Source organism: Flavobacterium sp. KKT103, from assembly GCF_055640565.1.
This window is the reverse complement of sequence record NZ_CM145766.1, coordinates 1,163,319-1,176,714: the sequence shown is the minus strand read 5'-3', so window position 1 is coordinate 1,176,714 and position 13,396 is coordinate 1,163,319. Positions and strand designations below refer to the sequence as shown.

Annotated in this window: 5 protein-coding genes; all 5 read right to left on the bottom strand. The window is 37.4% G+C overall.

Annotated features, from left to right (window positions below):
• Positions 1-69: 69 nt before the first annotated feature.
• A complete protein-coding gene (locus ACZ2G0_RS05045) occupies positions 70-2,247 on the bottom strand; it encodes a tetratricopeptide repeat protein (RefSeq protein ID WP_470309279.1) in 2,178 nt (725 codons plus the stop codon).
• A gap of 290 nt (positions 2,248-2,537) precedes the next feature.
• Entirely contained in the window at positions 2,538-4,898 is a 2,361-nt protein-coding gene (locus tag ACZ2G0_RS05040; RefSeq protein ID WP_470309278.1) for a DUF2309 domain-containing protein, read from the bottom strand.
• A gap of 7 nt (positions 4,899-4,905) precedes the next feature.
• On the bottom strand, positions 4,906-6,330 hold the full coding sequence (locus ACZ2G0_RS05035; RefSeq protein ID WP_470309277.1) for a proton-conducting transporter transmembrane domain-containing protein: 1,425 nt from the start codon (positions 6,328-6,330) through the stop codon (positions 4,906-4,908).
• Positions 6,331-6,538: 208 nt separating this feature from the next.
• Positions 6,539-7,372 (bottom strand): hypothetical protein, encoded by an 834-nt coding sequence (locus ACZ2G0_RS05030; protein WP_470309276.1) that lies wholly within the window; start codon positions 7,370-7,372, stop codon positions 6,539-6,541.
• Positions 7,373-7,447: 75 nt separating this feature from the next.
• Positions 7,448-13,393, bottom strand: coding sequence for a beta strand repeat-containing protein (locus tag ACZ2G0_RS05025; RefSeq protein WP_470309275.1), 5,946 nt, complete (start codon positions 13,391-13,393; stop codon positions 7,448-7,450).
• Between the last annotated feature and the right edge of the window lie 3 nt (positions 13,394-13,396).

The following is a 13,396-nucleotide window of genomic DNA, read 5'->3' as shown; positions in this document are numbered from 1 at the left end:
AAAAAAAGCAATCAATTATAATACCAGTGACTTTGCATTTCGAGCCTTACTATCAGTCTCCGGTTCAATCTACTTTTTTAATTGATTGAACTTGTCGATCATTTCCTCACTTTTAGTTGTTTGCCCCACTGTCTTCAAAGCAGTAGCAAATCTATAGTAATAGATTGGGTCTAGCTTCCCTTTTAAATCAAATAACTTTTCATACCAAAGTACCGCTGTTTCCATCTCTCCCTTAAAAAAATAGGAATCAGCTATTTTTTGAAACAAATCAGCCGATTTATATCCTTTTTTTGCTATTCTTTCATAGGTAGCAATGACATTTATTACCACCGAAGTTTGATTGATGGAAAGCGAATCCACTTTAATAATAGATATAGGAACCATAGTGCTTAACGAGAATAAGGTACTTGGCTTAAGAGCGTTTGCCTTCATGGTAATAACTGGGTTTCTAACAACAGTTTTAATTTTATTGACTTCAGTAACTAATTTAACTGGTTTAGCGGCGACTTCCTTTTTAGTAGCTGTTTCTTTTAATTTCTTATTAGTTATTGATTTAATTGCAAGAGAATCTGGCGAGACCACTTTCGTTTTCTTTTCTTTTTTAACTGTAACAAGCGGACTTTTTCTACTATCCATGCTTAAAGCTTCTTTTAAATTACGTTTTAAGTCCTCATCAGTTGGTTCACTATTTCGTACTTTATTTAAGTTAAAACTCTTAGTAGACAACGCTGTTTTTTTTCGTTCCGCTAGTTTTATACTGTCCTGTGCAATATTAATCCCAACGCTATCCTTTACAGCAGCTGTGTTAGCATTGTATTTTGTTTTGTCATACAGTACTCTCCTTAAATCAACACTTTCTTGTGCTACCTTAATTTTACCCCTTCTTCTAGACTTAACTTTTTGTCGGCTTCTTTTTTTAGATTCCTTCTTTGATTTGGTTTTTGGTTCTTTCTTAAGTGTTTCTTTTTTAAATGTTTTCTTATCTGCAGCTTCAACTGCAGAATCTTTATTGTTTTTTTCTTTTAAAGAGCGTGACCTTGAACTACTTTTAGGTTCGCTTTTATCTTCCGTGGCTTTGGAGTTTGTTCTCTTTTCTTTTTTTGCTTTAAGTTTAGCTTCCTTTCTAGCTTCGAAAATACTATCGTTCCTATCCGATTTCACTCTACTTGTCTGCCTTGGATTACGGTTTGGTTTTGTAGAAACTGCAATTTCTTTAATTCGCGCAATTGGTGGCTCTTTTTCTAACTTTAACCTAGGCTGTATATCAGCTCGGATGACAGTATCATTTGGATTGATTTGCGGTCTACCTGCTACATTAGAGATGCGCGATGGTTTAACAACTGCTTCTTTTTCTCGCATTACCCTCGCTTTTTTCTCTCTTTGCGCTTTTAAGAATGCCTCTCTTTTTTGAATTATTTTTTGTTTTTTATCGTTTTGCACTTTCAACCAAGCCTCTCTTTTTGATCGATAAATACTGTCTCTAGTATTCCGTTTCAATTGATCTGGAGCATTAGAAATGCGGGGGGTTTTAGCAACAACTACTCTTTCAGGAAGTATTCTCGGTTTTTTTTCAGTTGAATTACTTGCATTTAAGTTTTTTAATCCATTTTTTACCACAACTGATTTTGGCTGCGTTTCAAGCTGATTTCTAGTTGCATTTTTAACATTTACCAAAGGCGCGGGCGCTTTTTTGGAGTTTTGAGGTACTATCTTTTCCGTATTTACTTTTTGACTCGTTTTGATTTGTTGCTGCGTTCCATTTTGCCTTGGGTTTTTAGGTTGCGTTTTATCGTTAACCTCTCTATTATTGGGAATAACTTTTTTAAGAATGGCAAGAAGTGCCTCTGTTTCTGCTGAAGTAGCGTTTGGATTATTTACAATCTTAGTTTGATTATCATCAACAAGTACTTCAAAAACAGAATTTTGCTTTCGCTCCCTTGCGCGTCCCTTTATTGCACTCATTACCTCTACATACACTTTAGGACTCACCTTACCGTTTTTATATATAGGAGTTATGATTCTGATATTGCCGGGTCCGAGATCTAGCTTGCTAATCAATTTAATATTGGAAACATTATAGCGAGTTCTACTTCCTCCAAAGCGCATCTTAATTATTTCATCTACTTTATAGGACAAAACATTTTCAGTATCGATCGCACTATAGCCTGCACCTTTTTGGCTATAGCCACAAAAAGTACAACACAAATAAAGAGTTAAAGCAATCGCTACTAGATGTTTATAATTCATGGTGTGAAATCCCTACCCATTTCAAACTCAAGACAATATTGACTTTAATAAGTAAAACGGCAAAGATAAACCTCTCGATTAATATTTAACCCTAGAACCGAAAAAACAATGGTAGAATCGCATTGCTTTTAAATTTGAAAACTTTTGCTATGGTATTTATGATTTTATGCTAATAATTGTGCTTGAGAAGCGACTTTCCTAAAACAAAAAAAATATCTTATAGACATCGTATACTAAAAAAAAACCGCCTCCTTTTGGGAAACGGCTTTCTTACTAATTAAAAAACAGTATTAAACAGGTATCAACTCGACCTCTTTATTTTTACTCTCAAGCATAACATTGAACCATTTGCCGTTTTTATTGTACTGTTGCACTTTATTTGCTTCAAGTGGGTCCATAACTAACAAATAAATCCATTCGTTATTGAGTAGTTCTTGTAGATTTTCATTTCGCAGAATTATTTCGGAAACTCTTGAGACTGGCGCATGAATCACTACCGACAAACGCAATGGCTGGTGGTACATTTCAAGATCGGTCTGCATTAGAGACTGTAACGGTAATCCCATTTTAAGGTCGCCTCCATTACCCTGCACTACACCGAATTTACCCGTTAAATTGTGCGTTATTTTGGAACCTCCACCAAAAACAGCGTTATCAACAGTAGAGAAATAATAATGATTATTGATCCACTGAGTTACCACCATTGGTCCTTGCATAATTCCCTCTAGCGCTTTCCCTGTTTCATCCATTTCCCAATCATAGGAATGAAGAAAACAACGACCGTCTAAATTATTATGTTTAGTAAGTTCCCTTGAACCTATGACAAAAGCCGCGTTCTTCGCCAAGCCCCATTCAGGTCTAGTTTCGGCCCAATCATTTGCCTTGGCTTGTGCTTTTAACACACTATCCTTAACACTACCTAGACGCTCTTGAGTAGCGGTTTGTTGTGCTTGGTTTAAAGCTACTTTAAAATTAGAAAGTTCAGCTTCACGGTTTTTTGGAACTGCTGCATCAAATAATACGATTTCGTCCGTTGTGGTGTTGTGCTCACCGCCAATAAATAAAGTATTCACTGGTATTTCAATTCCATATTCTACTTTTAAGGCTAATTGAACCTCTGCTTGATTGGCTAATTTTGCTAGCATGCGCGCATTGTGTCTACCTGGGCTTGCCGCACAAGCACCACAATCCAAACTCGAACCAAAAGCATTATTAGCGGAATGACTACCGTGACCAATAAAAAGAACCAGAGGTGCAAATTGTTTCCACCCCATTAAATCGAAAGCTGATTTTACAATAGCCACTTTTTGGTTAAGCGGAATGCTTAGCTCAGATTCCTCACCTGAACAACTGCTAGTTATTTGAGGTTCACAAATCGTTTCTAATTCTGTACCTTGTTTTTGAGTAAATCGGTATAGCCAACCTGGTTGCAATGTTCGTGCTGTTAATGACAAGCCATAAAAAAAACCTGACCCTTCAACAAAGCCAAAAGCAGATGGCAGCATATTTTTCATTCTTTTCAAAAAATAGCTTTTGAATTTTAATAACTCCTTTTGCTTTTTGAAATCGTGGACTTTTGCTTTTTGGAACGGTTGTGCTGTTTCAGAAACGAGATAGGCGGAACCCACGATTGGCGGACAAGATTTTCTAGTAATTCCATCACCCAAGTTCTTATAATCCATGGCTATACCAAAGAATCCTGCATATCCAAAGGTCTCATAATTCCCTTTACTCTCTACATGTCTGCGTATTAGTTCAGAACGGGTATCAATACAAAATACCATTTGCGCCTCAGGAATTTTAGCATCCTCAGTTATTAATTCCTCTTGTTTTTGACTTAAGGTGGTTAACAACAGTTCTTGCCAACTTTTTTCCCAGGCTTGTAACCAAACATATTGCAGTTTTGAAATTGAAGTTGGTTCACCATGCGATTTGTTTTCAGCGTAAATCTCCATTTTTAACTTTTTTGCTATCCAAAGTCGTACGGCTAAATAATCAGTTAAACTAATTGGATATTCCTCCTGCCATTGAGAACCAGATGCTAGACGGTAGTTGATGTACCCCGTCCAACCCGGTAAAGCAGCCAAATGATTAGTAAATATTTTTTCATATTCAGTGCTAGTATATCCTTCTGTAGCGACTTTTAAAGCCTCTTCACTCGTTTTTGGGATTTCATGTAATGCTGTTTTTGGCAAATCCGTATCGTAGATTGCTAACTTTCGCCAAGATTTATAAAATCCGTCTTCCTTATTAGGCATTTCCCACTCAGCCAAGCCTTCATCCATAAAAGCAGCTAGCCATTTGGACATAATAGCATTTAAACGTTGATTTGTTTTCTTGTGATCAGGAGTAGTTGAAACTCCCATTTGTCGCAAGTAATCAGTAACTGGAGCTAAAAAATTATATTCTTTTAGTAGCGCTATTAGTATTTGCTCATTAATTTCTCCTTTTGCTAAAGCTTGCGCAAATACCGAAGCTTCTGGAAAAACATTTGCATTGAGCTGGTCCTTTGCTAGCAATACTGCCTTTTCAAATGACATTTTTTCGTAACCAGCTAAAGGATTTGAGGTAACAAAGGAATACAAAGGCCAGGTCTTACCAACAACTAGAGCTGCTGCATCGATACTTTTTTGAAATTTTGAATTCATCATGCTTGTTTTACTTGTTAAAAACCGTTTTTTTGTTAGGCTGAGAGCTATTTAATAATTGAACGTACAACCAAGGAAAATTGCGATATATGCCTAGTTTCATTATAAAAAAACCAGATAGGAATACTATTCCAAAAATTACTTCAATAGTAGAAAGAGCAATAGGTAAATCGATCATTGGCAAGTCACTCATTATAGCTGTAATTGCATTATAGAAAAAGGCGTAAATTACAATTCCAACAAAAAATAAAAGGGAGGGTAATACTATTTTTTGAACTACCGTTAAGTTATCCTCTTTTACAATATTGTAGGCCACCTGCCCAACAGTAATAGCAACAATTAGAACAAGAAACAATCCGCTATTGAGCGCCAATCCTTTTCCAGTTAAATACCCAAATAAAAGGGCTCCTAAAATCCCAAAGAAAAGTACAGCAACTGCCTGGACGGGTTTAATGCTACTATTTTTAGGCTTCGATGGTTGAGAAAGTTCTACTTCTTCTCCAGCAGATAAGAACAAATACGCTTTGTAAAATCCATGCAGAATTAAGTGTACTACAGCAGCATTGAAAAATCCTAAACCACATTGCATGATCATAAACCCCATTTGAGCGATGGTAGAGCAAGCAAGCTTTTGCTTTACATTAACCTGAAGTAACTTGGCAAATTGAGCAAAAATAGCAGTCACACCTCCAATTATTAAAAGAATAATTAAAGTATCCGCTGTAAATAGAACGGTAGAAAATAAGGTAAGTAGTAAACCAGATCCATTTACAAATCCAGCATGCATTAGAGCCGATGCTGGCGTAGGAGCAGTCATAGCAGAAAGTAACCATCTATGAAAAGGATAAATAGCCGATTGAATTATAGCCGCAGTTATAATACACAAAGCAGCAACTACAGTCAGATAGTGTGGGACATCCTTAACTTTCACACAGAGTCCGGTAAGTGTAAAGTCATCCGTTTGGTACGCTAATAAAATAACTCCAATACTCAAAAAAACACTTCCCGCTAAAAAATACTTTAGCGCGAATCCGGCTGCCGCTCTTGCTTCGGGCCAGTCTTTATCAACACCGATCAATTGGGACATGAAAACACCCATAGCAAGCCACATGGCTAGGATAAGGACTAAATGGTTAGCCATTACAAAAATCATGATCGAGCCGGTAAAACCCAAACACAACATTACAAATTTGTTATGATACCTAAAACCACTTAAATATTTTTTACCATAACTATTAACGATGGCACTAAAAAAAGTTACTAGTGTCCATATGAGAAGCGTAAAGCCATTTACTTTTAATAGATTCCCATAGCGCCACTCAGGAATACTGGGGAAGTAAATTATCAATGCGAAGAAGTTGACCAAAAACAAAATCCACAATAAATAATTGGTGATTTTAAAGGCTGGTAAGAGTTGTTGATTTTTTGCTAACATTAGATTTTTTGATTAGGTGTTATCAATTCTGTCGCAAATTTCACACTTTTAATACATAAATTTTTATTTATATTTGTTATGCAATACATAAACTTTATTTATGAAATACGGCGAAAAAATTGTGCGACTGAAATAAACTTGAAAATAAACCACAAAAAAAGGCCTTGATTTCTCAAGACCTTTTTAACTAATTCTATTACTGTTTTTTTTACAAAAAATTCAATCCTAAGGTTAACCCAAAAGCAACTGGTTTTATACTAGCATTTTTAGCTGTGCTGTATAATCCATTTGCTTTCCTGTCTGTTATTCCAGTTGGGTTATAACCTATAAAGGATTCCCCTTGTTTTTGGTCAATTACAGTTCCATAACCCGTATCTAAAAACATTGCTGTGTACACTGAATGCTTCATTCCCATTTCAAAAGTAAATCCAAGTTCAAACGTACTCATCACTATTCCTTTTGTTTGGTACTCGCCCGTTGCTTGATAATTGTTCTGACTTCCAAAACCATATTCAGGTAAGTCTTCAATGAACAAATTGACGTCTGGATAATACCCTATTCCTTTTACAGATGTCGCTGATGCTTCAATATTATATTTGAAAGGTAGAAAATATTTCACACCCGCTCTAAAATTAAAATCAACTCCTTTGTTTATGTTCCTTTTGTATTGTACAAATAGCGGAATTTGAATTGCATTTAATGTTTGCTTCTCATTATAATTTACTGTAGTTACCCTGTAATCAAAGGCCGAACCAGTTTGATCAACTTCAAAATTATTCAATGTAGCTGTTGATCGACCAAATGATACATTTTGATTGTATTGTGCAAACTCAACTCCTGATCCAATTCCGAAATGATCTGTAATTGAATAAACATAACCTCCTTTTATTGCTCCACTTAGTCTATGACCAGCAGTAGTGCCATTTACGTCTGATTGTAAATTTCCAATTCCTGACTGAATCCCTACATAAAATTGTCCGCGCATTCCTGTTGAGAACAAAATTATTACAATTCCTAAAATATATTTAATATCAAATTTCATTTGTATGTCTGTTTTTTAATACCAGAATAATCCATCCTCATTCTAATTGAATGAGGATTTCTTACTCTTCCTAAATTAATTTCTAACTAAAAGGTTAATTGTGAAATTTTGACCATTGGTCAATATCATCCTGACAATATACATTCCTTCAGTATTTGGTGCTATTAGGTCAATAACATTCTTATCTACGACCTTTTCCGTGATGCTAGCGCCTAGTAAACTAACCACTGTTACTCTTGCATTTACTAACTTAATTGCAGAAACATTTGTAATTAATTGGTAACTGGAATTACTGCGTACCGGATTAGGGGCAATCTTAATAAATTCTTGCTCAATAGATGGAGAAAAAGTTGCAGGACACGTCGTTACCACAATACCATCATTTCTTATAGCTTTAACATAATAAGTACCGTTTAAAGGGCCATTATCTTTAAAATACTGGCTAGTTTGATCGGCTACTACTAACCCATTTTTATACCATATATAAGATGTAAAAGCATCAGACCTGTTATCAAAGAAAATTACATTATTAAAGTGTTGTCTAAGTAAGTTAGGCTGTTTATTAACTACTACATTAGATATAGAAATCGCAGCGTTATAATTAGCACTACCTGATTGAACAGCAGTTATAGTAGCTGATCCAAAGCTTTTAAATATTAATAAGCCGTTAGTAACACTCACTACATTCGTATTAGACGAAATGTAGTTTACTGGTAATCCACTGGATGTAGTTGCTGATAATAAAACGGAATTCGCTGTGTCACATCCTAGCTCAACTGTTTGATTCCAAACAATACTTTGATTAGCTTTAGAAATACTAAAATTAGAACCTATGTAGGTGATTATATAATTTGAACCAGCATTTAAAGTTCCCAAAACAATAGGATATGCTCCTGAATTTTCTCCTGAAACTCTAACTAGATTTCCTGAAAAAGCATCCCCATTTACTAAACTTGGCACTACTGTGTAACTAAAAGTAGGGTCATTGGTACCAAATACTTTCGTTTGACCATTATTAACAGAAACTGTAATTGGCTTAGGAGTAACTACAAAGCTGTTACTAAAATAGTTGATAACATAATTTGGACCTGCGTTCAGCGTGCCTTGTCCAATCAAATAAGTTCCCACATTATTTCCAACTGCTCTGACCAAAGAACCGCTAAACGAGTCTCCCAATTCTAAAACTGGTAAAACAGTATACATCAAAATAGGATCTACTGAACCATAAACTTTCCCTTGAGCAGAGTTGGCAACTACATTAATTGATTTAGGAATAATCACAAAATTGCTAGCTAAGTAGGTTATACTATAATTTGAACCCGCACTTAGCGTTCCTTGACCGATTACATATGTTCCTGAATTATTTCCAGCTGCTCTAGCTAATGATCCACTAAAGGAATCTCCTGATTCTAAGTTTGGTAAAAAGGAATAGGTCAGATTGGGATCAACGGTTCCATAAGGCTTCGCTTGTCCTGCGTTTGCAGTTACAATAATTACTTTAGGAGTAATCACAAAATTGCTAGTTAAGTAGGTTATACTATAATTTGAACCCGCACTTAAGGTCCCTTGACCGATTGCATAAGTTCCTACAATATTCCCAGTTGCTCTAGTTAAAGAACCATTAAATGAATCCCCTACCTCTAATATTGGAGAAACAGAATACGTCAAACTAGGATCTATTGTACCATACACTTTCGTTTGACCAACATTTGCAACTATATTAATTAACTTAGGAGTAATTGTAAAATTGCTAGCTGTATATGTAATAGTATAATTTGAACCTGCACTCAAAGTCCCTTTTGCGATGGCGTAAATTCCAACATTATTTCCAGGAGTTCTAACTAGTGACCCATTGAAATTATCTCCGTTTACTAAACTTGGCACCACTGAATAAGTCAAAATAGGATCTACTGTACCATAAACTTTCGTTTGGGCAGTGTTTGCAATTACATTAATTGTCTTTGGAGTAATTGCAAAATTATTCGAAACATATGTAATTAAATATTTAGATCCAGCTGATAAAGAGCCTTGACTAATAGTATAATTGTTTACATTCTCACCCACTGCTCTTACCAGTCCACCAGTAAAACTATCACCAGCTAGCAACGCAGGACTAACAGTATAAGTTAGATTTGGATTAGGTTCTCCATAAATTTTGGATACTGCACTGGCTGTAACTGTTATCGGAATTTGGCTTAATTGTAAAATATAACTTTTAGAAATACTACAACCATTTGCATCTGTCATTGAAACTGTAAAGTTACTATCAGCAACCTGATTAGAACTTCCGGCTAAAATACCATTTGATGATAAAACAAAACCAGTAGGTAAGCTTCCCGCAGAAACTATATAGGTTTTGATTCCTGCACCACCCGTTACGCCAATCGTTTGAGAATAGGCAGTATTGTAGTCATACTTAGGTAAAGTGTTTGTTGTAACACTCAAAGCGGATGGTTCTGTAATAGTAAAACTTTGCGTTTTGGTACATGCATTCGCATCTGTAACAGTTACGGTATAAGTTCCTGCTCTAAGACCAGTTGCCGTTGCAGCTGTTCCTCCAGAAGGAAACCAAGAATATGTATACCCTGCTGTTCCGCCTGACACACTTACTGTTGCAGAGCCATTTGACCCACCGTTACAACTCACATTAGTTTGCGCAGATGCAGATGCTACTAGCACTGTTGGCTGAGTGATTGTAACTGTGATATTTTTGGCACATCCGTTAGCATCGGTGACAGTAACATTATAATTTCCAGCTATTAAACCTGTAAGGCTAGTAGTCGTTGCAGCAGTACTCCACAAATAAGTGTAAGGAGCTGTTCCGCCACTAGCAGCGACAGTTGCTGATCCAGTTGAACCACCATTACATGCAATATTTGTTTGTGAACTAATTGAAGTTAACAAAGCCGATGGCTGTGTTATGATAATCCCTGATACAGTTCCCGTACATCCATTTGCATCTATAATAGTTACTGAATAACTGCCAGCAGAGAGTCCAGTTCTATCTTCGCTCGTTATACCTCCGCTCCAATTAAAAGTATATGGTGCAGTTCCGCCTGTTGGAGTAAGATTAATTGCTCCATTTGCTCCACCATTACAGGCAACATTTGTTACAACTGCTGTTCCGCTAACTATGGCTGCAGGTTGAGAAATTGTTATACCTGATATAGTTCCCGTACATCCATTTGCATCTGTAATAGTTACTGAATAGCTACCAGCAGATAACCCAGTTCTGTCTTCAGTAGTTACACCGCCGCCCCAATTAAAAGTATAAGGCGCTGTCCCTCCTGTTGGAGTTAGGTTGATTGCTCCGTTAGCGCCTCCGTTACAAAAAACATTAGTGGTTGCAGTTGTTCCATTTACTGCAGCTAATGGTTGCGTTATGTTAAAACTTTGCGTTTTGGTACATGCATTCGCATCTGTAACAGTTACGGTATAAGTTCCTGCTCTAAGACCAGTTGCCGTTGAAGCTGTTCCTCCAGAAGGTGCCCATGAATATGTATATCCCCCTGCTCCGCCACTAGCGGCGACAGCTGCTGATCCGTTTGAACCACCATTACAACTTATATTAGTCTGTGAAAGAGCTGTTGCTACTACGGCACTTGGCTGGGTGATTGTAAAGCTTTTTGTTTTAGTACATCCGTTCGCATCCGTAACCGTTACAGTATAGAGTCCAGCAGAAAGTCCAGTTGCAGTTGCAGCAGTTCCTCCAGAAGGTGACCATGAATATGTATATCCCGCTGTTCCGCCACTAACGCCTACAGTTGCTGATCCAGTTGAACCACCATTACATGCAATATTTGTTTGTGAACTAATTGAAGTTAACAAAGCCGATGGCTGTGTTATGATAATCCCTGATACAGTTCCCGTACATCCATTTGCATCTATAATAGTTACTGAATAACTGCCAGCAGAGAGTCCAGTTCTATCTTCGCTCGTTATACCTCCGCTCCAATTAAAAGTATATGGTGCAGTTCCGCCTGTTGGAGTAAGATTAATTGCTCCATTTGCTCCACCATTACAGGCAACATTTGTTACAACTGCTGTTCCGCTAACTATGGCTGCAGGTTGAGAAATTGTTATACCTGATATAGTTCCCGTACATCCATTTGCATCTGTAATAGTTACTGAATAGCTACCAGCAGATAACCCAGTTCTGTCTTCAGTAGTTACACCGCCGCCCCAATTAAAAGCATAAGGCGCTGTCCCTCCTGTTGGAGTTAGGTTGATTGCTCCGTTAGCGCCTCCGTTACAAAAAACATTAGTGGTTGCAGTTGTTCCATTTACTGCAGCTAATGGTTGCGTTATGTTGAAACTTTGCGTTTTGGTACATGCATTCGCATCTGTAACAGTTACGGTATAAGTTCCTGCTCTAAGACCAGTTGCCGTTGAAGCTGTTCCTCCAGAAGGTGCCCATGAATATGTATATCCCCCTGCTCCGCCACTAGCGGCGACAGCTGCTGATCCGTTTGAACCACCATTACAACTTATATTAGTCTGTGAAAGAGCTGTTGCTACTACGGCACTTGGCTGGGTGATTGTAAAGCTTTTTGTTTTAGTACATCCGTTCGCATCCGTAACCGTTACAGTATAGAGTCCAGCAGAAAGTCCAGTTGCAGTTGCAGCAGTTCCTCCAGAAGGTGACCATGAATATGTATATCCCGCTGTTCCGCCACTAACGCCTACAGTTGCTGATCCATTAATCCCACCGTTACAAGTCACATTAGTTTGCGCAGCTGTTGTCAATACAATAGCCGTTGGTTGTGTAACTGTAAAACTTTTTGATGTGGTACAACCATTTGCATCTGTAACTGTACAAGTCCAAGTACCTGAGGTCAATCCAGTAACAGAGGTTGTGCCGTCACCAACAGGATTTCCTGGGGTCCAATTATAAGTATAACCGCCTGCGCCTCCTGTTGCAGCATTTACAGCAGCTGATCCAGTAACTGTACCGTTACAAGCTATGTTCGTTTGTGAAGCTTGTGTCATCGAAAGAACTGTTGGTTCTGTTATGGTGAAGGTTTTAGTGGCAGTACATGAATTAGCATCTGTAACAGTTACAGTATAGGTTCCTGCTCTAAGTCCAGTTGCCGTTGTAGCTGTTCCTCCAGAAGGAGACCATGAGTATGTATACCCCCCTGTTCCACCACTAGCGGCAACAGCAGCTGATCCGTTTGAACCACCATTACAACTTATATTCGTCTGTGAAAGAGCTGTTGCTACTACAGCACTTGGTTGAGTGATTGTAAAGTTTTGTGTTTTAGTGCATCCGTTCGCATCCGTAATTGTTACTGAATAACTACCAGCAGAAAGTCCGGTTCGGTCTTCAGTAGTTACACCGCCGCCCCAACTAAAAGTATAAGGGGCAGTACCTCCTGCTGGAGTAAGGTTGATTGCCCCATTTGCTCCGCCATTACAAGCGACATTGGTCAACGAAGCACTAGCACTTAATGTTGAACATAAGTCCTGCCATTGCATTGCATCTAAAGCAACATACTCAAACGAACCACTTGTTGAAACAACGTACTGATCAATTACAATATTAGAATTATCTGTTCCGCCGTAAGTAGTAAAATCAATTAGGGTAAAACCATTGTTGGTTGCGCTTGAATTAAAATTAGAGGCAGCAACTGCAGTAAATTTAGTTATTCCGTTTAATTTACCTATTATCGTACAATTACCTGTTCCTGCAGTCAAATCAGTTTGGGAGAGATATAAGTAAAGTGATTTTAACTTAAATTTCGCTTGCCCTGCACTTGAAATTGTGAACTGAACGGGTTCATAAAAAGCAGATCCCGAATTATCTATGAATCTATTATCAACAGTAGTGCCGTTCCACCCAGCACCAACTAGATTAAAAATAGAGAAAGTTTGGTTAGCAGTTTGTGTTGTAATATTGAAAACTTGACTGTTATCAGTAAAACTAGTACTCCCCACTGTTTCTGTTTCAAATGTCTCAGTAGTCTGTGAGAAACTAGATAAACCAAACAAGAAAAGCACCATTAAGTAAATATGTCTCATATG